18 protein-coding genes and 1 pseudogene are annotated in these 19,724 nt (G+C 67.3%); 12 read left to right on the top strand and 7 right to left on the bottom strand.

Going from position 1 to position 19,724, the window contains the following annotated elements:
• The first annotated feature begins 66 nt into the window (after window positions 1–66).
• The 4 genes from ACIDOCELLA78_RS85720 to egtD all read left to right on the top strand — a co-directional run bounded on the left by ACIDOCELLA78_RS85720 (window position 67) and on the right by egtD (window position 3,290).
• Complete coding sequence (locus ACIDOCELLA78_RS85720) at window positions 67–1,086, top strand: NAD(P)/FAD-dependent oxidoreductase (protein ID WP_201728168.1); 1,020 nt, start codon at window positions 67–69, stop codon at window positions 1,084–1,086.
• 82 nt (window positions 1,087–1,168) lie between these two features.
• Window positions 1,169–1,981 carry an SUMF1/EgtB/PvdO family nonheme iron enzyme gene (locus tag ACIDOCELLA78_RS85715; protein ID WP_283770818.1) on the top strand — a complete coding sequence of 271 codons (813 nt, stop codon included), beginning with the start codon at window positions 1,169–1,171 and terminating at the stop codon, window positions 1,979–1,981.
• A complete protein-coding gene (locus ACIDOCELLA78_RS85710; protein WP_307850877.1) occupies window positions 1,888–2,406 on the top strand; it encodes an SUMF1/EgtB/PvdO family nonheme iron enzyme in 519 nt (172 codons plus the stop codon). Before ACIDOCELLA78_RS85715 ends, ACIDOCELLA78_RS85710 begins: the two co-directional genes overlap by 94 nt.
• The gene (egtD, locus tag ACIDOCELLA78_RS85705; protein WP_201728167.1) at window positions 2,349–3,290 is read left to right on the top strand and encodes an L-histidine N(alpha)-methyltransferase; all 942 of its coding nucleotides are present in this window, start codon (window positions 2,349–2,351) and stop codon (window positions 3,288–3,290) included. Before ACIDOCELLA78_RS85710 ends, egtD begins: the two co-directional genes overlap by 58 nt.
• 106 nt (window positions 3,291–3,396) lie before the next feature.
• Here egtD and ACIDOCELLA78_RS85700 read toward each other — a convergent pair whose 3' ends face one another.
• Window positions 3,397–4,167 carry an enoyl-CoA hydratase-related protein gene (locus ACIDOCELLA78_RS85700; protein ID WP_201728166.1) on the bottom strand — a complete coding sequence of 257 codons (771 nt, stop codon included), beginning with the start codon at window positions 4,165–4,167 and terminating at the stop codon, window positions 3,397–3,399.
• Between the two features lie 208 nt (window positions 4,168–4,375).
• Between ACIDOCELLA78_RS85700 and ACIDOCELLA78_RS85695 the strand changes: the two genes are divergently transcribed.
• From ACIDOCELLA78_RS85695 to ACIDOCELLA78_RS85670, 6 genes and pseudogenes are all read left to right on the top strand, one after another.
• Window positions 4,376–5,392: a site-specific DNA-methyltransferase gene (locus ACIDOCELLA78_RS85695; protein WP_201728221.1), complete on the top strand. Its 1,017-nt coding sequence runs from the start codon at window positions 4,376–4,378 to the stop codon at window positions 5,390–5,392.
• Complete coding sequence (locus ACIDOCELLA78_RS85690) at window positions 5,389–6,297, top strand: YicC/YloC family endoribonuclease (protein WP_201728165.1); 909 nt, start codon at window positions 5,389–5,391, stop codon at window positions 6,295–6,297. Before ACIDOCELLA78_RS85695 ends, ACIDOCELLA78_RS85690 begins: the two co-directional genes overlap by 4 nt.
• Window positions 6,298–6,303: 6 nt before the next feature.
• Window positions 6,304–6,917 (top strand): annotated as a pseudogene (gmk, locus tag ACIDOCELLA78_RS85685) (guanylate kinase).
• A gap of 51 nt (window positions 6,918–6,968) precedes the next feature.
• The gene (locus ACIDOCELLA78_RS85680) at window positions 6,969–7,175 is read left to right on the top strand and encodes a DUF3311 domain-containing protein (protein WP_174502592.1); all 207 of its coding nucleotides are present in this window, start codon (window positions 6,969–6,971) and stop codon (window positions 7,173–7,175) included.
• 12 nt (window positions 7,176–7,187) lie between these two features.
• Window positions 7,188–8,717, top strand: coding sequence for a monocarboxylate uptake permease MctP (gene mctP / locus ACIDOCELLA78_RS85675; RefSeq protein WP_201728164.1), 1,530 nt, complete (start codon window positions 7,188–7,190; stop codon window positions 8,715–8,717).
• A gap of 77 nt (window positions 8,718–8,794) precedes the next feature.
• Window positions 8,795–9,988 (top strand): MFS transporter, encoded by a 1,194-nt coding sequence (locus ACIDOCELLA78_RS85670; RefSeq protein ID WP_201728163.1) that lies wholly within the window; start codon window positions 8,795–8,797, stop codon window positions 9,986–9,988.
• On the opposite strand, the gene ACIDOCELLA78_RS85665 is transcribed toward ACIDOCELLA78_RS85670, so the two are convergent.
• On the bottom strand, window positions 9,964–10,746 hold the full coding sequence (locus ACIDOCELLA78_RS85665) for a class III extradiol ring-cleavage dioxygenase (RefSeq protein WP_201728162.1): 783 nt from the start codon (window positions 10,744–10,746) through the stop codon (window positions 9,964–9,966). The genes ACIDOCELLA78_RS85670 and ACIDOCELLA78_RS85665 overlap by 25 nt on opposite strands.
• Window positions 10,746–11,171 carry a DoxX family protein gene (locus ACIDOCELLA78_RS85660; protein WP_201728161.1) on the bottom strand — a complete coding sequence of 142 codons (426 nt, stop codon included), beginning with the start codon at window positions 11,169–11,171 and terminating at the stop codon, window positions 10,746–10,748. The genes ACIDOCELLA78_RS85665 and ACIDOCELLA78_RS85660 overlap by 1 nt, the downstream gene beginning before the upstream one ends.
• Window positions 11,172–11,269: 98 nt before the next feature.
• On the opposite strand from ACIDOCELLA78_RS85660, the gene ACIDOCELLA78_RS85655 reads away from it, so the two are divergent.
• Window positions 11,270–12,238: a LysR family transcriptional regulator gene (locus tag ACIDOCELLA78_RS85655; protein ID WP_201728160.1), complete on the top strand. Its 969-nt coding sequence runs from the start codon at window positions 11,270–11,272 to the stop codon at window positions 12,236–12,238.
• Here the strand turns inward: ACIDOCELLA78_RS85655 and ACIDOCELLA78_RS85650 are convergent.
• The 3 genes from ACIDOCELLA78_RS85650 to ACIDOCELLA78_RS85640 all read right to left on the bottom strand — a co-directional run bounded on the left by ACIDOCELLA78_RS85650 (window position 12,157) and on the right by ACIDOCELLA78_RS85640 (window position 16,729).
• The gene (locus tag ACIDOCELLA78_RS85650; RefSeq protein WP_201728159.1) at window positions 12,157–13,605 is read right to left on the bottom strand and encodes a lyase family protein; all 1,449 of its coding nucleotides are present in this window, start codon (window positions 13,603–13,605) and stop codon (window positions 12,157–12,159) included. The two genes, ACIDOCELLA78_RS85655 and ACIDOCELLA78_RS85650, sit on opposite strands and share 82 nt — an antisense overlap.
• Window positions 13,606–13,666: 61 nt before the next feature.
• Window positions 13,667–14,986, bottom strand: a complete 1,320-nt coding sequence (locus ACIDOCELLA78_RS85645) for an AAA-associated domain-containing protein (RefSeq protein ID WP_201728158.1) — start codon at window positions 14,984–14,986, stop codon at window positions 13,667–13,669.
• A gap of 9 nt (window positions 14,987–14,995) precedes the next feature.
• On the bottom strand, window positions 14,996–16,729 hold the full coding sequence (locus tag ACIDOCELLA78_RS85640) for an ABC transporter permease subunit (RefSeq protein WP_201728157.1): 1,734 nt from the start codon (window positions 16,727–16,729) through the stop codon (window positions 14,996–14,998).
• Between the two features lie 197 nt (window positions 16,730–16,926).
• Here ACIDOCELLA78_RS85640 and dnaN point away from each other — a divergent pair, with 197 nt between their 5' ends.
• Window positions 16,927–18,051, top strand: coding sequence for a DNA polymerase III subunit beta (gene dnaN, locus ACIDOCELLA78_RS85635; protein WP_201728220.1), 1,125 nt, complete (start codon window positions 16,927–16,929; stop codon window positions 18,049–18,051).
• 44 nt (window positions 18,052–18,095) lie between these two features.
• Here dnaN and ACIDOCELLA78_RS85630 read toward each other — a convergent pair whose 3' ends face one another.
• Window positions 18,096–19,589: an acetyl-CoA hydrolase/transferase family protein gene (locus tag ACIDOCELLA78_RS85630; protein ID WP_201728156.1), complete on the bottom strand. Its 1,494-nt coding sequence runs from the start codon at window positions 19,587–19,589 to the stop codon at window positions 18,096–18,098.
• Window positions 19,590–19,724 lie beyond the last annotated feature (135 nt).

The raw sequence follows: 19,724 nt of genomic DNA, 5'->3' as shown, positions 1-19,724 counted from the left end.
TCGATCCTGCCCGATCAGCCGGTCTTTGCAAGTTGACCCGTGCGCGGTTTCGGCTACGCATGGGGCATGGCAGAGACGATCACCACAGATGTGGCCATTATCGGCGCGGGCCCCGCGGGCCTGTTCGCCGTCTTCGAGTGCGGGATGCTGAAACTCGGCGCCGTGCTGATCGATGCGCTGGGCGAGGTGGGCGGCCAGTGCGCCGCGCTCTACCCGGAGAAACCAATCTACGACATCCCCGCCCTGCCGGCGATCGAGGCGGCGGGGTTGATCGAGAATCTGGAGCGGCAGATCGCCCCCTTTGCCGCGCCGCGCCTGCTCGGCCGGCTGGTGACGGCGATTTCCGGCGCCTGCAGCGATTTCACCATCGGCACTGACCAGGGCGATCTCGTCCGCGCCAAGGCGATCATCATCGCCGCCGGTGCCGGCGCCTTCGGCCCGAATCGCCCGCCCCTTGCCGGGCTCGCCGCCTACGAGGCGAGCGGTGCGGTGCAATACTACGTGAAGCGGCGCGAGGCGCTGCGCGGCAAGCGGGTGGTGATCGCCGGCGGCGGTGATTCGGCGGTGGACTGGGCGCTGGCGCTGCGGGGCATTGCGGCCAGCATCGCCGTGGTGCACCGGCGGCCGAAATTCCGCGCCGCGCCGGAAAGTGCGGCCCAGCTCGCCGTGGCGGCGGCACAGGGCGAGATCGATCTCGTGATCCCCTATCAGCTCCACGCGCTGCATGGTGCCGATGGCACGCTGGGCAGCGTCGAGGTCGCCGATCTCGACGGGGCGACACGGCATCTCGACGCCGACATCCTGCTGCCGTTTTTCGGCCTCGCGACCGATCTCGGCCCGGTGGCGACCTGGGGGCTCGAACTCTCTCTTCATCACGTTCTCGTGACACCATCGACGTGCGAGACCAGCACGCGCGGGATTTTCGCGATCGGTGACGTGGCGGAATATCCAGGGAAACTGAAGCTGATCTTGCAGGGTTTCTCTGAAGCCGCGATGGCGGCGCACGCGATTCATCCGATCGTTCACCCCGAACAGGCGTTGCACTTCGAATATTCGACATCGAAAGGCCTGCCGGGCGCCGCCTGAATCCCCGCCTTCCGCGGCAAAAAAACGCTGACAAACCGCGCCCGGTCGTTCAGTCTGGGTCCAGGCATCGGAGGGATTTGTGATGGATGGCTATACCCCGCCCGGCCTGGTTCGGTCATACGAACAAGTTCGCGCCCATACCGAGGATCTGGCGCGGGCTCTTTCCGCCGAGGATCAGTGCATCCAGTCGATGGCGGATGCGAGCCCGGCGAAATGGCACCGCGCCCACACCACCTGGTTTTTCGAGCAGTTCGTGTTGCTGCCCCACGCTCCCGGCTATCGCGTGTTCGATCTGGCGTTCCAATACCTGTTCAATTCCTATTACGAGTCGGTTGGTGAACGGCAACCACGGCCGGAGCGCGGGCTGATCACCCGGCCCGAGGGGGCGCGGGTGACCGCCTATCGCGCGCATGTTGACACCGCGATGCGGGAGCTGATCGAGCGTGGCGGGGCCCCGGCCGATCTGGTGGTGCTTGGCCTCAATCACGAGCAGCAGCATCAGGAACTGCTGGTTACCGACATCACCCATGCCTTTGCCCAGAACCGTTTCGCTCCGGCGCCGGTTCCCCATTTCACCCGGCCGCCGGCGGTGCCCGGCGGCGAAGGTTTCGTCGATTTTCCGGGCGGGCTCGTCGAGATAGGGTTCGCCGAGGCCGGGTTCCATTTCGATAATGAAGGGCCCCGTCATCAAGTCTGGCTGGAACCCTATCGCCTGGCCGACCGGCTTGTACGCAATCGCGACTGGCTGGCCTTCATGGCGGAAGGCGGATACCGGACCAGCACGCTGTGGATGGCGGATGGATGGGAAGCGGCGCGCGCTGGCGGCTGGGCGGCGCCGCTCTACTGGCGGCGCGACAACGATGTCTGGTCCAGCTTTGGCCCGAAGGCGTGCTGAGGCTCGATCCCGACGCTCCGGTGATGCATGTTTCATGGTATGAGGCGGACGCCTACGCCCGCTGGCGCGGCGCCAGACTGCCGACCGAGGCGGAGTGGGAAGCAGCGGCGGCGGATCCGCGCCTCGCGGAGATGACCGGATATGTCTGGCAATGGACCGAAAGCGCCTATCGCCCCTATCCGCGATTCCGGCCGGTTGCCGGCGCGATCGGTGAATATAATGGGAAATTCATGATAAATCAGATGGTTCTCCGCGGGTCTTCAATGGCAACGCCGGAAGGGCACGCGCGGCGGAGCTATCGGAACTTCTTCCATCCGGACAAACGCTGGCAGTTCGCGGGCTTCGTCTCGCGTGGGACTGCTGAACGGTGTCGGGTCTTGCATCGCCAGAGGCCGGTATCGTCGCCGAGGCGCTCGCCGGGCTGACGGCGCCGCGCAAGAGCCTTCCGCCCAAACTGTTTTATGACGAGGCCGGCTGCGCCCTGTTCGGGGCGATCACACGGCTCGCGGAATATTACCCGACGCGCACCGAGCGCGCCTTGCTGACGCGGGTTGCGGCGGCGCTCGGCGCATGGGTGGAACCCGGTGCGGCGCTGGTCGAATATGGCGCCAGCGACGAGGAGAAGGCGGAATTGCTGTTCGGGGCGCTGGAGAGCGCCGCTTATGTGCCGATCGATATTGCCGCCCCGGCGCTGGCCGCGCTTGCCGCACGGATGCGGCGGCGTCATCCCGCGATCGCGGTGCATCCGCTCGCCGCCGATTTTCTTGCCCCGGTGCGCCTGCCGGCGGCGATTGCGGGACTGCAGCGTCTCGGCTTCTTTCCAGGATCGACGATCGGCAATCTCGATCATGACGAGGCGGTCGCGTTTCTCGCCCGGGCGCGCACGGCGCTCGGGCCCGGATCGCCGCTGCTGATCGGGGTGGATCTCGAAAAATCGCTGGATATCCTGATCCCCGCCTACGACGATGCCGAAGGAGTGACGGCGGCGTTCAACCTCAACATCCTCACCCGGCTGAACCGGGAGGCGGAGGCCGATTTCGACCCCGCGCTGTTCCGCCACCGGGCGGTGTGGAATGACAGGTTTCGCCGGATCGAGATGCATCTTGAAAGTCGGGTGCCGCAGAGCGTGCGCCTTGCCGGGCTCAGGATCGACTTCGCCGCCGGCGAGACGATCCACACCGAGAACAGCTACAAGTTTTCCGAGGCCCGCTTCGCCGCGCTGGCCGCGCAGGCCGGCTGGATTGTGGCCGAAAGCTGGACGGATCCGGATCGTCTGTTCTCCGTCCAGCTCCTGGTGTCGCGATCCTGAGACTTCGAATTTTCAGCCCCCTCGAATTTTCAGCCCCGGCGCCCGCTCTTATCGCCTTCGCCTGCATCGCTGACGGCCGGGCGCGGGAGACGGGGAACATCCAGGGTCAGGCGAAATCCGGCTTGCGCTTGGCGATGAAGGCCTGCATCCCCTCGCGCTGATGCGGGGTTCCGAACAGCGGCAGGAAGGCTGCCCGCTCATATTTGACGCCTTCGGACAGGGTGGTTTCAAAGGCGGCGTTGATGCTGCGCTTGGCTTGCAGAAGGGCGACGGGCGACATGCCGGCGATCCGCTTCGCGAGTTTCGTCGCCTCCGCCATCAGTTCCGCCGCCGGCACGACCCGGGCGACCAGATTGGCGCGTTCGGCCTCTTCGGCATCCATCATCCGGCCGGTGAGGATCATTTCCATCGCCTTAGACTTGCCGATGGCGCGGGTGAGGCGCTGGGTGCCGCCGGCGCCCGGGATCACGCCGATGGCGATTTCAGGCTGGCCGAACTTCGCGGTATCGGCGGCGAGAATGATGTCGCACATCATGGCCAGCTCGCAGCCGCCACCGAGCGCATAGCCCGCGACCGCGGCGATCACCGGCTTGCGCATGGTGGTCACCACCTCCCACGACCGGCCGATGAAATCGTCGAGCCCGGTTGCCGGCCAGGCGCGGTCGGCCATTTCCTTGATGTCGGCGCCGGCGGCGAAGGCGCGTTCCGAGCCGGTCAGGACGATGCAGCGGATCGCGGCATCGGCGTCGAAGCTGCGCAGCGCGTCGCCCAGCTCGGTCATGAGCTGGTCGCACAGCGCGTTGAGCGCCTCGGGCCGGTTCAGCCGGATGAACGCCACGGCGCCGTCGGTTTCGGTGATGATCATTTCGTAGGGCATGAAATCCTCCGCATTGTTGCGGCAGGATGGCCCAATTCGCCGATGATGCAACCCGCTTCGTCCGCCCGGATGCGAATCGGGCATTGACGCGACTACGGCGGGTTCGTCAGGTATAGGAGGGAGAGACAAACCGAGGCCCAAATTGCCCTTGACCGCCATTCGCGAATTGCCGCTCGATCAGCTTCTGCTGGGTGATGCCGTCGAGACGATGCGCATGCTGCCGGACGCATCGATCGACTGCGTCTTCGCCGATCCGCCCTATAACCTGCAGCTGCGCGGCGAGCTTCGCCGGCCGGATGACAGCGTGGTCGACGGTGTCGACGACGACTGGGACAAGTTCAGCGATTTCGCGGCCTATGACGAATTCTCCCGCGCCTGGCTCGGCGAGGCGCGGCGGCTGATGCACAAGGACGCGACGATCTGGGTGATCGGCTCCTATCACAACATCTTCCGCCTCGGCGCGATCATGCAGGATCTCGGTTTCTGGATCCTCAACGACGTGATCTGGCGCAAGACCAACCCGATGCCGAATTTCCGCGGCCGGCGCTTCACCAACGCGCACGAGACCCTGATCTGGGCGGCGCGCGAGCGGACGTCGCGCTACCGCTTCAACTACCAGGCCATGAAGTCGCTGAACGACGACACCCAGATGCGCAGCGACTGGACGATCCCGCTCTGCACCGGCGGCGAACGGCTGCGCAACCAGCACGGGCTGAAGCTGCATCCCACCCAGAAGCCGGAAGCGCTGTTGCACCGGGTGATCCTGGCGGCGACCAATCCTGACGATGTGGTGCTCGATCCGTTTTCCGGCACGGCGACGACGGCGGCGGTGGCCAAACGGCTCAACCGGCATTTCATCGGCATCGAACGGCATCCGGCCTATGTCGAGGCCGGCTGGGCCCGGCTGCGTCAGATGCGGGCGGCGCCGGCGCATCTGACGAAAGCGATGCCGAGCCGGCGCGATGCGCCGCGCATCGCCTTCGGCGTGCTGGTCGAGCGGGGCATGATCCCGCCGGGCACGGTGCTGCACGACCGGTTGCGCCGGGTCAGCGCCACCGTCGCGGCCGATGCCAGCATCATCGCCGGCACCCATCGCGGTTCGATCCATCAGGTTGGCGCGGCGGTACAGAATGCGGCGAGCTGCAATGGCTGGACCTTCTGGCATGTCGAGCGCGAGGGGCGGCTTGTCGCCCTCGATCATGTGCGCGAAACGCTGCGCCCATGACAAAGTCTCTCGCCTCGATGACCGGCTTCGCCCGCCACGCGGGCACCCATGACAATGCCAGCTTCGTCTGGGAAATCCGCAGCGTGAACGGCCGCGGGCTCGATCTGCGGCTGCGCCTGCCCGCGGGGCTGGACGCGCTCGAGCCGGCGCTGCGCGATGCGGCCGGCAAGCGGCTCAAGCGCGGCAATGTTTCGGCCACGCTCACACTCAGGCGCGAGGCCCCGGTGGCGATGATGGTGGATGAAGCGGCGCTCGAAGGGTTTCTGCGCCACGCCCTTGCGCTGTCGGACCGGATTCCCGGGGCGATGGTGCCGCGCGCCGAGGCGTTGCTGGCCCTGCCCGGCGTGATCCGCCCCGCCCTTGCTGATGAAGCCGCCGATGACGCGCAGGCGGCGCAGCAGGAAGCTCTCGCCGCCACTCTCGCGGCCGGGTTCGATGCGGCCCTCGCCGCACTCGACCAGGCGCGGCGCGAGGAGGGCGGCCGGCTTGCCGCAATCGCCAGCGACCTGCTCGATGCGATCCAGCGGCTGATCGCCGCAGCACGGGCCCATGCGCCGGAACAGGCGGCACAGCACCGCGCCCGGCTGCGGGCGGCGCTGGCCGACCTGCTCGGTGATGCCGACCCGCTGCCACAGGAGCGGCTCGCCCAGGAAATCGCGCTGCTCGCCACGAAATCGGATGTGCGCGAGGAGCTCGACCGGCTGGACGCGCATGTCGGCGCCGCCCGCGCGCTGCTCGCCGACGCCGTGGCGGTCGGCCGCCGGCTCGACTTCCTGATGCAGGAATTCAACCGCGAGGCGAACACGCTGTGCAGCAAATCCGCCTCGCTGGAGCTGACCGCGATCGGGCTCGACCTCAAGGCAACGATCGAGCAGCTCCGCGAACAGGTGCAGAACATTGAGTAGGCCGGCATGAAGCGGCGTGGCATGTGCCTCGTGCTCGCCGCCCCCTCTGGCGCGGGCAAGACCTCGCTCTCGCGCGCCCTGCTCGAAGGTGATACGTGGATGTCGCTGTCGATCAGTGCGACGACGCGCGCGCCGCGGCCCGGTGAGGTCGATGGCGAACACTATTTCTTCAAATCGTCCGAAGAGTTCGCCGCCATGGTCGAGGCTGGCGCGTTTCTCGAACACGCGACGGTGTTCGGTCGGCGCTACGGCACGCCCCGCGCGCCGGTCGAGGCGGCGCTGGCCGCCGGGCGGACATCCTGTTCGACATTGACTGGCAGGGGTTTCGCCAGCTCCGCAACGCCCTGCCGAAGGATGTGGTAGGGGTCTTCATCCGCACCCGCAGCGTCGACGAGCTGCGGGCGCGCCTCGTGGCGCGCGGCGACGACGCCGAGACCATCGAGCGCCGGATGGAGGAAGCCGATAGCGAGCTGGCCCACCAGATGGAATTCGATTTCATCATCGAGAACACGGACTTCGCTGCCGCCCTGTCGGATCTGCGGGCCATCCGGCGCGCTTGCAGGCTGGCAACCTCACGGATTGTTGAGGAAGCCTTGCCGCCGGAAGGCAAGTCTGTCTAAAGGGCTGTAACAGTGTCGTAATCGACACCCACTGAAAAACGGAGCTACCCCATGCCCGATGACAATACGGAGCGTAAGCCACGCGTTTCGTTCTGGCGGATCCTACTCGTGGTGCCCTTCGTGGCCACGCTGTGGGTTCCATTCTTCAATCACGCAAAGCCGGAAATCGCCGGCTTTCCGTTTTTCTACTGGTACCAGCTCCTCTGGGTCGTGTTGTCGGCGATCCTGATCTGGATCGTCTGGCGCGTCGAGAGCTGAGGAGCCCGAATCATGCTTGCTGCAGGCATTGTCTTTGCCGTTCTGGTCATCGCCGTCCTGGTTCTGGGCTTCTTCGCCGCGCGCTGGCGCGGCGGCGATCTCAGCCAGCTTCACGAATGGGGGCTTGGCGGCCGCCAGTTCGGCACGCTGATCTCGTGGTTCCTGATCGGTGGCGACCTCTACACCGCCTATACCTTCATCGCCGTGCCCGCGCTGATGTTCGGCGCTGGCGCGATTGCCTTCTTCGCGGTGCCGTACACGATCATCGCCTATCCGATCCTGTATGTCGTGTTCCCGAAAATGTGGCGGGTGGCGGCGAAATACGGGTTCGTCACCGGGCCTGAATTCGTTCGCGGCCGCTATGGCAACCGCTGGCTGGCGCTGGCCGTCGGCATCACCGGCATCATCGCGACCATGCCCTATATCGCGCTGCAGCTCGTCGGCATGCAGGTGGTGATCGGCGCGTTCAATCTCGGCACCGGGTTTGGCGGCCATTTGCCGCTGATCCTCGCCTTCCTCGTGCTGGCCGCTTTCACCTACACGTCGGGCCTGCGCGCGCCGGCGATGATCGCGGTGGTCAAGGATACGCTGATCTATCTGACGATCATCGTCGCGATCATCGCGATCCCGTCCTCGCTCGGCGGGTTCGGAAACATCTTCGCCAAGATTGCGCATGCGAAGCTGCTGCTGGCGGCCCCTGGCCCGCACACCACGGGCATCTATTCGGGCTATGCGACACTCGCGCTGGGCTCGGCCATGGCGCTGTTCCTCTACCCTCACGCGCTGACCGGCATTCTCTCCGCCCGGTCGAGCGAGACGGTGCGGAAAAACGCGGTGATTCTGCCGGCCTACTCATTCATGCTCGGCCTGATCACGCTGCTCGGCGCCATGGCGATCGCCGCCGGCGTCGCCGCGGCGCCGCAATTCGCGGCCGGCTTCAAGACCTACGGGCCCAGCTTTGCGGTGCCGGCGCTGCTGATCCAGACGCTGCCGGGCTGGTTCGTCGGTGTTGCCTTCGCGGCCATCGCCATCGGTGCGCTGGTGCCGGCGGCGATCATGGCGATCGCCTCGGCCAACATCTTCACCCGCGACATCTGGAAAGAGTTCGTTGCCCCCGGCATGTCGCCCGGCGCCGAATCGCAGATCGCCAAGCTGTTCTCGATCGTGATGGTGATCGGCGCGCTGATCTTCATTTTCGGCCTGCCGCAGAAATACGCGATCCAGTTGCAGCTGCTCGGCGGCATGTGGATGATCCAGATCTTCCCGGCCATCGTGTTCAGCCTGTTCACCCGGTTCTACAATGGCTGGGCGCTGCTGGTGGGCTGGGCCGTCGGCATCGGGCTGGCAACGCATTTCGCACTGCTCAACCACCTCAAGGGATCGATCTATCCGTTCCATATCGGCGGCCTGACGTTCCCCTGCTACATCGCGCTGGCGACCTTCGTCGTGAACGTGCTCGTGGCCACCGTGCTGTCGCCGGTGTTCCACGCCATCAAGTCGGACCGCACGCGCGACATCACCAGCAGCGCCGACTACGCCTGAGGAATGGCGCACGCCCCGCGCCATCGCCGATGAGCGGCTCCACGCCCCGCCGGCGCGGGGCCGCTTTCGGTTTCATCATGGCCACGATCCTGCTGGATATGCTGGCCATGGCGATCGTCCTGCCGGTGTTGCCCGCGCTCATCACCGGACTTGTGGGCGGCCGGTCGGTGCTCAGCGCGCATGTCTTCGGCGCTTTTGGCGCGGCCTGGGCGGCGATGCAGTTCATCGCCTCGCCGATGCTGGGCGCGCTGTCCGACCGGTTCGGCCGGCGGCCGGTCATCCTGCTTTCCTGTCTCGGGCAGGCGGTGGATTTCACCGTGATGGCGCTGGCTCCCTCGGTGGGCTGGCTGCTCGCCGGGCGCATTCTCTCCGGCGCGTCCTCGGCCAATATCGCCGCCGCCAACGCCTATATCTCCGATGTCACGCCGCCGGAGCGCCGGGCGGCGGCGTTCGGTGTTTCTGGTGTTGCCGCGGCGATCGGCTTTGTGCTCGGACCAGCGCTCGGCGGATTGCTCGGTGCGGTTTCGCTGCGGCTGCCATTCTGGTTCGCCGCCGGACTTTCCCTTGCCAATTTCCTGTATGGCCTGGTCGCGCTGCCGGAATCGCTGGCGCCGCGCCGGCGCCGGCGGATCGGCTGGCGGGGCCTCAACCCGCTGGATGCGCTGAGCTTCTATCGTCGGCCGGGCGTGGCTGCCCCGGCGACGATCTACGCGCTCGGCACGCTTGCGCTGCAAGCGGTGCCGTCGGTCATGGTGCTCTACGTGCAGGAGCGGTTCGGCTGGCGCCCACTGCTGATCGGTGCCGCCCTCGCCGCCGCCGGGGTGGGGTTTGCCGTGGTCGGCGGTGTGATGGTCGGGCCAATGGTGCGCCGGCTCGGCGAGCCGCGGACGCTCATCCTCGGCCTGATCGGCGGCGCTGCCGGATTTGTGCTGTTCGGCCTCGCGCCCGATTCGCGAGTGTTCTGGATCGGCGTGCCGGTACTCTCGGCCTGGGGGCTGGCGATGCCGGCGGTGCAGGGGATCATGGCGCACCGGATCGGCGGGCGCGAGCAGGGCCGCTTGCAGGGGCTGCTCGCCAGCCTGAACGGGCTGACCGCGCTGGTCGGCCCGTTGCTGTTCACCACGATCTATGCGGCGACGCTGGGGCCTGACGGCACGGCGGACGTGCCGCAATCCGGCACCGCCCTCGTCGTCGCCGGTCTGCTGCTGCTCGCCTCGCTGATCCCGCTGCGCTGGGCGGTGCGGTATCAGGTCGGAAGACCGAACCCGTAGGCGTCCATCCGCAGGATGGCGTGTTCGGTCGAGTTGTGCAGCCGCCGCGCCGCGCCGCCATCGCCGGCGCCGATCGCGGCGAAGAGCGGCAGAAGATGTTCCTCGGTCGGGTGTTCGTCACGCGCATGCGGCGCGCGGGCGCGATAGTCGAGCAGGGCGCCGATGTCGTTGCCGGCAATGGCCTCGTCCATCCAGGCGCTGAATGCCGTCACGTCCTGCGTCTCCGGCGCGTCGACCGGCTGGCCGCGGAACCGCCGCAGATCATGGGTGAAACTGCCGGAACCAAGGATCAGCACATCCTCGCGCCGCAGCGGCGCGAGCGCCCGGCCGATGTCGAAAGCGTGGTGCGGGCCGAGCCGGGTCTGGACCGAGAGCTGGAGCACGGGAATATCGGCCGCCGGAAAGGCCAGTAGCAGCGGCACCCACGCGCCATGATCCAACCCGCGTTCCGGGTCGAGCCCGGCCGGGAAACCGGCCTCGCCGAGCAGGGCGGCGATGCGCTGTGCCAGCGCCGCATCGCCTGGCGCGGGATAGGCGAGCTGGTAGAGCGCGCGGGGGAAGCCGAAGAAATCATGGATGGTCTCGTTGCGGGCCACCGCATTGACCATCGGCGCGTCCGTCTCCCAATGCGCGGAGACAACGAGAATGGCGCGCGGCCGGGGCACTATGCCGGAGAGCCCGGCGAGGAAGTTCCTCGCCGGGGTTTCGGTCAGCGCCAGCATCGGCGAGCCGTGGCTGACGAAGAGAACGGGTTGCATCACGCGCTCCTCCGGCCGAACGGGGTCGGGACGAGGGCATAGGGACCATCGCCGATCAGGGCGAGCGCCACGAGGGCGATTGCCCAGAACGCGGGATATTCCCATCCGCCGCCCTTCGCCGTGAAATAGAAGCCGTTATGGATATGCACCAGCGCGATGGCGCCGATCAGGTCGGGCACGATCAGCAGCGCGGCGAGGCGGGCCCAGATCCCCAGCACCAGCGCAATGCCGGCCGCCAGTTCCCAGAGCATGACGAACAGGCCGAACCAGCCCGGCAGGCCGAGGCTGGCGAAGAAATGTTCCGTCCCGGCAGGGGTGAAGATGGCGTATTTCAGCCAGTCATGGGCGAAGAACAGGAAGCCCAGGGTCAGGCGGAGCAGCAGCGCGCCGTAGCCGGCGGTTCGGGTGTCGATTGTCGGGTCCATGTGCGTAATCTCCTTCGCCGCACAGATAACCATGCGATAATAGTTGGGTAATATCAAAATTTTTGGTTATCATCATGCGAATTCGCATAGGACCGAAGATGGATTGGGACGATTTGCGCAGTTTTCTTGCCATTGCCCGCGAGGGCACGCTGTCGGCGGCGGCGCGGCGGCTCGGCGTGCGGCAATCGACGATGGGGCGGCGGCTCGCCGCACTGGAGACGCGGGCCGGGGTTCGGCTGCTGGAGCGCACGCCGCGGGGCTTCCGGCTGACCGCTGCCGGCGAGGCGGCGCGCACCGAGGTGGAGCGGATGGAGGCGGCGGCGCTGGCGGCCGAGCGCGCGGTCAGCGGCCGGGATGTGCGGCTGGAAGGCATGGTGCGGCTGACCACCGTCGCCGATTTCGCCTCCGCCGTGCTGATGCCCGCTCTCTGCGATCTTGCGTCCCGCTATCCGGGGATCGTGGTCGAGCTGATCGCGGACGACCGGACCTTTTCGCTGGCGGCGCGCGAGGCCGATCTTGCAATCCGCCTGGCGCGGCCGCGCGGGCAGTCGCTGCTCGGCCGGCGGATCGGCACGGTATCGTTCGGCCTCTATGCAAGCGAGGCCTATCTCGCCGCGCATCGTGCGCCCGCCCTGCCCGGGAGCGCAGGCGAGGGGCACCGGCTGATCCTGTCGCGCGACGAGACCGGCGCCTATCCCGAACTCGATGCCCTGGCGGCGATGGCGCCGAAAGCCGTCGTCGCCCTCAGGACCGACAGCCGGGTGAGCCAGCTCGCCGCCGTCCGCGCCGGGCTCGGGATCGCCGTGCTCGGGCATCACGTCGCGGCCGGCGCGGGGCTGACACGGCTTGATTCACCGCCTCTGCCGGAGCGGGAAATCTGGCTGGTGCAGCACGAGGATACGCGCGACGTGCCGCGGATCCGCGCCGTGGCCGATGCTGTGGCGGCCAGGATGCGCGCGGCGGCGCCAGTGTTTGCCGGGCGGGTTCAGGCGCCCGCCACCCCGGCACCGACGAGTGTTGCCGGATCGCAGAGCCGGTCGAACGTCGCGGGGTCGACCCCGCCATAGCCGGTCGCGGCCGCGCGCAGCGTCAGGCCGTGTTCCGCCGCGTGATGGGCGATGGCGGCGGCGCGGTCATAGCCGATCTCTGTGCTCAGTGCTGTCACCAGCATGAGCGAGCGGCCGAGCTGTTCATCGATCCGCGTGCGGTTCAGTTCGGTCCCCTCGACCGAAAACCGGCGGAAGGCGGTGCAGGATTCCGTCATGGTCCGGCAGGTGCGGAGCACGTTGTTGACGATCAGCGGCCGCATCGCGTTCAGCTCGAAATTGCCCTGGCTGCCGGCGAAGGCGACCGCCGCGTCCTCGCCGATCGTCTGGATGCAGACCATCACCAGCGCCTCGCACTGGGTCGGGTTCACCTTGCCCGGCATGATCGAGGAACCCGGCTCGTTCTCGGGGAGCACGAGCTCGCCGATCCCGCAGCGCGGGCCGGAGGCGAGCCAGCGCATGTCGTTGGCGATCTTCATCAGTGCCACGGCGAGGCCGCGCAGCGCGGCCATCGTCGCCACCATCGCATCGAGCGAGGCTTGCGCCGCGAACTTGTTCGGCGCGGTGACGAAGGGTTTTCCGGTGATCGCGGCGATGCGCGCGGCGATCGCCCGGCCGAAGCCGGCGGGGGCGGCGAGGCCGGTGCCGACCGCGGTGCCACCGGCGGCGAGTTCGAGCAACCCGCCGCGCGTTGCTTCCACCCGCGCCAGCGCATCGCGAAGCTGATGCGCGTAGCCCGACCATTCCTGCCCCACGGTGAGCGGCACCGCGTCCTGCAGATGGGTGCGGCCGGTCTTGGGAATGTCCATCCAGGCGGCGGCCCTGGCCTCGATGGCGCCGGCAAGCGCGTCGATCGCGGGAATGACATCTTCGTCCAGCGCCGCGAGGGTCGCGACATGCATCGCCGTGGGGAAGGTGTCGTTGGAGGATTGTGAACGGTTGACGTCGTCATTCGGGTGGATCGGCGCGTGCGCGCCGGGTTCGGCGCCGAGCATCTGGTTCGCCCGCGCGGCCAGCACCTCGTTGAGATTCATGTTGGACTGCGTGCCCGAGCCGGTCTGGTAGACATGCAGCGGGAAATGATCGTCCAGCGCGCCGTCCATGGCGTCCTCGGCGGCGCGGACGATCGCCGCCGCCTTCCAGCCGGGCAGCGCGCCAAGCTCGGCATTCGCCTGGGCCGCCGCCTTCTTGACCAGCGCATAGGCACGGTAGAGCGCGAGCGGCATCCGTTCGCCGATGGCGAAATGGCGCAGGCTGCGCTGGGTCTGGGCCCCCCAGTAGCGATCCGCCGGCACCTTGATCGCGCCCATCGAATCATGCTCGGTGCGGGTGCCGGTCGCATCGATGCCGACCGGCACGTCACGCAGTCTTTCTGGCCCGGTGCTCATCAAAATCACATGGCGTGCCGCTCCCGCCGGTTAAAGCGGGCAGGGGCGAGGCTGGTGGCGCTTATTCCTCCTCGATATCCTCGAGGCTGAACTGCTGGGCTTCCTCGTCATAGGAATAGATCTCGGCGTAGCGCCCCCAGGAGATCGCCGTGCGCAGGGTTTCCTCGGCGCGCTCGGGCGACATGTGATCCTCAAGCTCGTCGCGGAAGCGAACGGCGGAGGCGCGGTGGTTCCAGCGCTCGTCTATGACCTGGCGAATTTCGGCGACCAGTTTGACATTGGCCAGCGCCGCCGCGGCGAAGATCTGCTTGCGCTCCTCGGTGTCGGCATTGACGAAGTTGCGCCCCTGCTCGGTGAGGCGGATGTCGCCATCCTCAAGCTCGGCGAACCGCAGCAGTTGCAGGGTTTCGCCGAGCGGCAGCAATTCGTCGGCCTCGTATTGCAGCACCGAGGCGAGCGCCGGCAGGTCGGCCCGCCCGTCATAGGGCGGGGCGGCGAGGGTTTCCATCAGGCCGGACATCAGGTTGGTGCCGATCGGATGCAGTGGGGTGGCGAAGCCGGTCGCCGGGCGTGCGGCCTCGGCCTTCAGATCGGCCGGCGACTTGCGCCGCGTCATCACCGCGTAAATGTCGTCCACCATCTTGCGGAAGGCGGGGTCGAGCCGGTTGCGCGGATGCGGAAACGGAACCCGCAGCTCGTGCGCGACCCGCCCGGGATCGGACGAAAACACGAGGATACGGTCGCACATCAGCACCGCTTCCTCGATATTGTGGGTCACGATCAGGATCGACTTGACCGGCAGCTTGTGTTCGGACCAGAGGTCGATGAGGTCGGTGCGCAGGGTTTCGGCGGTCAGCACGTCGAGCGCCGAGAACGGCTCGTCCATCAGCAGCAGGTCGGGATGGGTCACCAGCGCGCGGGCAAGGCCGACGCGCTGGCGCATCCCGCCCGAGAGTTCCTTGGGATAGGCGCCGTCATACCCGCCGAGGCCGATCAGGTCGATCGCCTCCTCGGCGCGCTCCTCGCGCTCGCGCCGGGCCACGCCCTGCGCCTCCAGTCCGAGTTCAACGTTTTCCTGCACCGTGAGCCAGGGAAACAGGGCGAAACTCTGGAACACCATGGCCACGCCGCGCACCGGGCCGCTCACCGGCGCGCCCTTCCACGACACGTCGCCGCGGGTCGGGCGCAGCAGGCCGGCGATGATCCGCAGCAATGTTGACTTGCCCGAGCCGGAGCGTCCGAGCAGGCCGACGATCTCGCCCTCGCGCAGGGTCACGTTGACGTCGTCCAGCACGATGAGTTCGCTGTTGGCTTCCTTCGGATAGGATTGCCGGCAGTTGCGGACATCGAGCAGGATGCCGGGCGCGGTTTGCTGGTCCATCTCTCCTCCTTATCCGAAATTGGTCCGTCGGCTGGCATAGGCGTAGAGCGGCCGCCAGACCAGCCGGTTGAAGCCGAGCACGAACGCCGCCATCACCGCCACGCCGAGCACGATGCGGCTGGTATCGCCCGCAACCGTCGCCTGCGCGATATAGGCGCCGAGCCCGCGCGCGACCAGCGTGGTGTGGCCCCAGGACGCCACTTCCGCGACGATCGAGGCGTTCCATGCCGCACCCGTCGCGGTGAGCGCGCCGGTGACGAAATAGGGCAAAATGCCGGGAATGATCAGCCGGCGCCAGCGCAGCAGCCCGCGCAGGCGGAAATTCGCCGCCGCCTCCCGGAGATCGCCAGGCAGCGCGGCGGCGCCGGCAACGACGTTGAACAGGATGTACCACTGCGTGCCGAGGATCATCAGCGGCGTCAGCCAGATATCAGGGGCGAGGCGGAAATAGACCACGCCCGCGACCACGACCGGGAAGACCAGATTGGCTGGAAAGGCGGCGAGGAACTGTGCGGCCGGCTGAACCAGGCGCGTCGCCCACGGCCTGAACCCGACCCAGACGCCGACGGGCACCCAGACCAGGCACGAGATCGCCAGCGCCGCGATCACGCGGGCCAGCGTGTAGAAGGCGAGCACGATACAACGGGCAAGATCGCTCCAGTGCATCGTCCGCGCGCAGAACGCGACCACCTGCGCCGAGGCGATGCCGGCCGCGATGATCACGACGGCATAGAAGGCGGCGTCGCCGATCCGGCTGGCGGCGCGGTCTCGCCCGGCGGAGGCGAATGTCCGTTCCGCCCTGCCAAGGCGCAGGCGAACGACGTGGGCGAACTGGTCGCTCAGCCAGTCCCCCGCCGCGCGGAGAAGAAAGGTCCGGCGCAGCAGCCGCAGTACCCAGGGCTCGGCCTCGCCGGCGGAGGGCACGGTCTCGAACCGGAACTTGCCGGACCAGGCGACGAGCGGGCGGAACAGCAGCTGGTCGTAAAGCAGGATCACCACCAGCATGGCCAGCAGCGCATAGACGATCGCCGCGAAATCACGGTGTTGCAGCGCGACCGCGACATAGGAGCCGATCCCCGGCAGGGTGAAGGTGGTGTTGCCGACCGTGATCGCCTCCGAGGCGACGACGAAGAACCAGCCGCCTGACATCGACAGCATGGTGTTCCACACGAGGCCGGGCACGGCGAAGGGCACGTCGAGCCGCCAGAAACGTTGCCAGGGCGTCAGTCCGAAACTGCGGCAGGCCTCGATCAGGTCGGCCGGTTCGGTGGTGAGCGACTGATAGAAGCTGAACGCCATGTTCCAGGCCTGGCTGGTGAAGATGACGAAAACGACGGCCAGTTCGGCGCCGAGTTCCTGCCCCGGGAACAGGTGCAGGAAGAACAGCACGGTGAAGGAGATGAAGCCCAGAATGGGGATCGACTGGAGGATGTCGAGAATCGGGATGACGATGATCGCCGCGCGCCGGCTCTTCGCGGCCAGGGTTGCCACCGTGAAGGTGAAGCCGAGCGAGACCAGCAGGGCGGCGAACATCCGCAGCGTCGTGCGCAGCGCGTAGCCGGGCAGCCACGCCGGGTTCAGATGAATCTGGCCCGATTGCATCCGCGCGAGCGGCGTCAGCGTTCCCTGTGCCACATGCGCGACCCCGATCAGCAGGGCGAAGACCAGGGCGATCGCCGCCGCGTCCCACGCGTTGGGCAGCCGGCGGCCATGAACGAGGGCGGGCGGGACTGGTCGTGTCATGTGCCGATCCGCTTTGAAACGAGTGCCGATTGTCGAACTGAAGCCGGGCGCTGCACCCCGCTTGCCCTGCCTTAGCCCGGCTTTCCGTCGCTGTCACCCACCGCCGGCGCGCGGATGGTTCAATTCCGGTTCGAACTGGGCTATGCAGCAAAACCCGGGTGCGGAAGCCGCCCGGCGAGGCTGACTGGAAGGATCGCATGAAGCTCAAGGCGGATCGGGCAACGCTGCTGAAGGCGCTGGCCCATGTTCAGAACGTGGTCGAAAAACGCAACACGATTCCCATCCTGGCCAATGTGCTGCTGGCGGTGAGGGAAGGGCGGCTGACGGTCGCCGCGACCGATCTCGAAATCGCGCTGATCGAGGACGTCGCCGCGACGACCATGCGGGACGGATCGGTGACCGCGCCGGCCGCGACCCTCTATGAGATCGTGCGCCGTCAGCCGGACAATGCCGAGATCGAACTCGACCATCCGGGCGGTGACGCGCCGCTCGCGCTGCGCGCCGGGCGCTATGCGACCAAGCTCGTCGTGCTGCCGACCGATGAGTTTCCGAAGCTCGACGCCGGCAAGCTGACCCACCGTTTCGCGGTGCCGGCGCAGGCGCTGCGCGGGCTGATCGACCGCACCCGGTTCGCGATCTCGACCGAGGAAACCCGCTACTATCTCAACGGCATCTACCTGCACGCCGCCGAATCGGACGGTGTGCCGGTCCTGCGTGCCGTGGCGACGGACGGGCATCGTCTCGCCCGGGTCGAGGAGCCGCTGCCCGAGGGCGCGGCGGGGATGCCCGGCGTGATTGTCCCGCGCAAGACGGTGAATGAAATCCGCAAGCTGCTCGACGAGGCCTCCGGCGATGTCTCGATCGGGCTGTCGGAAACCCGCATCCAGTTCGAGCTGGACACGATGCGGATGACCAGCAAGCTGATCGATGGCACCTATCCCGACTATTCCAAGGTCATCCCGATCGGCAACGACAAGGTGCTGCGTGTCGAGACGGCGGAATTCTCGGCCGCGGTCGCGCGCGTCTCGGCCATCGCCTCCGAGCGCAACAAGCCGGTCAAACTGTCCGTGGGGCGCGACCTCCTGGTGCTTTCCGCCACCAGCCCCGACCAGGGCACGGCGACCGAGGAACTCGATGCCGCGCAGGTCGAATATCATTCGACACCGCTCGAGATCGGCTTTCAGGCCCGCTACCTCAACGATGTGACGGAGCAGATCAAGGGCAAGGTGGAGTTCTGCTTCGCCGACGGCGCCGCGCCGACCCTGGTGCGCGCCGCCGGCGACGAGAGCGCGATCTTCGTTCTCATGCCGATGCGGGTCTGACGCCGCGGTGTTGCGCCGGAGCTTCCGCGCGTGGCACCAAAGCCTCACTCCAGCATGGAGCCGGTCTCGCGCAGCCGGGCGTGCCAGCTCAGCGCCTGCTCTATCAGATGCGGCGTCTGCCCGCCCCGGCTGCGGGCTGCCTCGTTGAAATAATCGCGCAGCGCCTCGCGGTAGAGCGGATGCGCGCAGGTGTCGATGACAAGCGACGCCCGCTCGCGCGGGGCGAGGCCGCGCAGATCGGCCAGCCCCCGTTCGGTGACGATCACATCCACGTCGTGCTCGGTATGGTCGACATGCGAGACCATCGGCACGATGCTCGAAATCTTGCCGCCCTTGGCCAGCGACTTGGTGACGAACACGGAGAGATGGCCGTTCCGCGCGAAATCACCGGAGCCGCCGATACCGTTCATCATGTGCGTGCCGCCGACATGGGTGGAGTTGACGTTGCCGTAGATGTCCACCTCCAGCGCCGTGTTGATGCCGATGATACCGAGGCGGCGGACGATTTCAGGGTGATTGCTGATTTCCTGCGGGCGCAGCACCAGCCGGTCGCGATAGCGGCCGATATCGCCCAGAACCCGCTCGTAGAGCGGTTTCGACAGTGTCATCGACGAGCCGGAGGCGAAGACGAGGCGGCCGCTGTCGAGCAGGGCAATCGTGCTGTCCTGCAGCACCTCGGAATACATGGTGAGGTTGCCGAAGCGGCTTTCGGTGAAGCCGTGCAGCACCGCGTTGGCGATGCTGCCGATGCCGGCCTGCAACGGCATCAGCGAAGGTGAGAGCCGGGCCTCGCGCACCTCGTGGTCGAGGAACTCCAGCAGGTGCCCGGCGATCGCGGCGGTGTGGTCATCGGGCGGCTCGATGCGCGAGGGGCTGTCCGCCTTGCTGGTGATGACGATGCCGATGATCTTCTGCGGGTCGATCGGCACATAGGGCAGGCCGATCCGGTCGCTCGGCCGCATCACGCCGAGCGGCTCGCGATAGGGGCGGCGCGAGGGGAAGTAGATGTCGTGCAGGCCTTCGAGTTCCTGCGGCATCGTCATGTTGATCTCGACGATCACCTTCTCCGCCAGCACCGCGAAGCTCGCGGCGTTGCCGACCGAGGTGGTCGGCACGATGCCGCCTTTCTCGTTGATCGCCGTCGCCTCGACCACGGCGATATCGACCGGGCGAAGCTGGCGCGCACGCAGTTGCTCCACCGTTTCGGACAGGTGCTGGTCGATGAACATCACCTTGCCGTCGTTGATCCGCCGTCGCAGCGCCGGATCTGCCTGAAAGGGCATGCGGCGGGCGATCACGTTGGCTTCTGCCAGCGTCTTGTCGATATCGTTGCCGAGCGAGGCGCCGGTCATCAGCGTGATCCGCAGCGGATCGTGCCGGGCGCGCTCGGCGAGGGCCACCGGCACCTCCTTGGCGTCACCCGCCCGGGTGAAGCCGCTCATGCCGACCACCATTCCGTTCCTGATCGACAGCGCGGCCTCCTCGGCCGACATCACCTTGCCCCAGAGTGTTTCCTGCCTGATCCGGTCACGATACATCCCGCGTGAACTCCCTGTGTTGCCGGTATTTCCGGCGGCGCGGTGTGCCTGCGATTGCGAAACGTTTCCATGACGGAAATCAACCGGACCACGCGCTGCCACGGTTGTTGCGCATGGCTGGCGTGCGGATCGTCA

This window comes from Acidocella sp. C78 (genome assembly GCF_907164655.1).
The sequence above is the reverse complement of the archived record's forward strand: the minus strand, read 5'-3'. Positions and strand labels throughout refer to the sequence as shown.

What these genes read in the sequence shown, in the direction of transcription:
- ACIDOCELLA78_RS85630 (WP_201728156.1), bottom strand. Translation starts at nt 19,589, where the DNA reads ATGTATCGTGACCGGATCAGGCAGGAAACACTCTGGGGCAAGGTGATG.
- mctP (WP_201728164.1), top strand. Translation starts at nt 7,188, where the DNA reads ATGCTTGCTGCAGGCATTGTCTTTGCCGTTCTGGTCATCGCCGTCCTG.
- ACIDOCELLA78_RS85700 (WP_201728166.1), bottom strand. Translation starts at nt 4,167, where the DNA reads ATGCCCTACGAAATGATCATCACCGAAACCGACGGCGCCGTGGCGTTC.
- ACIDOCELLA78_RS85690 (WP_201728165.1), top strand. Translation starts at nt 5,389, where the DNA reads ATGACAAAGTCTCTCGCCTCGATGACCGGCTTCGCCCGCCACGCGGGC.
- ACIDOCELLA78_RS85715 (WP_283770818.1), top strand. Translation starts at nt 1,169, where the DNA reads ATGGATGGCTATACCCCGCCCGGCCTGGTTCGGTCATACGAACAAGTT.
- ACIDOCELLA78_RS85645 (WP_201728158.1), bottom strand. Translation starts at nt 14,986, where the DNA reads ATGGACCAGCAAACCGCGCCCGGCATCCTGCTCGATGTCCGCAACTGC.
- ACIDOCELLA78_RS85695 (WP_201728221.1), top strand. Translation starts at nt 4,376, where the DNA reads ATGCGCATGCTGCCGGACGCATCGATCGACTGCGTCTTCGCCGATCCG.
- ACIDOCELLA78_RS85720 (WP_201728168.1), top strand. Translation starts at nt 67, where the DNA reads ATGGCAGAGACGATCACCACAGATGTGGCCATTATCGGCGCGGGCCCC.
- ACIDOCELLA78_RS85710 (WP_307850877.1), top strand. Translation starts at nt 1,888, where the DNA reads ATGGGAAGCGGCGCGCGCTGGCGGCTGGGCGGCGCCGCTCTACTGGCG.
- ACIDOCELLA78_RS85655 (WP_201728160.1), top strand. Translation starts at nt 11,270, where the DNA reads ATGGATTGGGACGATTTGCGCAGTTTTCTTGCCATTGCCCGCGAGGGC.
- ACIDOCELLA78_RS85650 (WP_201728159.1), bottom strand. Translation starts at nt 13,605, where the DNA reads ATGAGCACCGGGCCAGAAAGACTGCGTGACGTGCCGGTCGGCATCGAT.
- ACIDOCELLA78_RS85680 (WP_174502592.1), top strand. Translation starts at nt 6,969, where the DNA reads ATGCCCGATGACAATACGGAGCGTAAGCCACGCGTTTCGTTCTGGCGG.
- ACIDOCELLA78_RS85665 (WP_201728162.1), bottom strand. Translation starts at nt 10,746, where the DNA reads ATGCAACCCGTTCTCTTCGTCAGCCACGGCTCGCCGATGCTGGCGCTG.
- ACIDOCELLA78_RS85640 (WP_201728157.1), bottom strand. Translation starts at nt 16,729, where the DNA reads ATGACACGACCAGTCCCGCCCGCCCTCGTTCATGGCCGCCGGCTGCCC.
- ACIDOCELLA78_RS85660 (WP_201728161.1), bottom strand. Translation starts at nt 11,171, where the DNA reads ATGGACCCGACAATCGACACCCGAACCGCCGGCTACGGCGCGCTGCTG.
- dnaN (WP_201728220.1), top strand. Translation starts at nt 16,927, where the DNA reads ATGAAGCTCAAGGCGGATCGGGCAACGCTGCTGAAGGCGCTGGCCCAT.
- ACIDOCELLA78_RS85670 (WP_201728163.1), top strand. Translation starts at nt 8,795, where the DNA reads ATGGCCACGATCCTGCTGGATATGCTGGCCATGGCGATCGTCCTGCCG.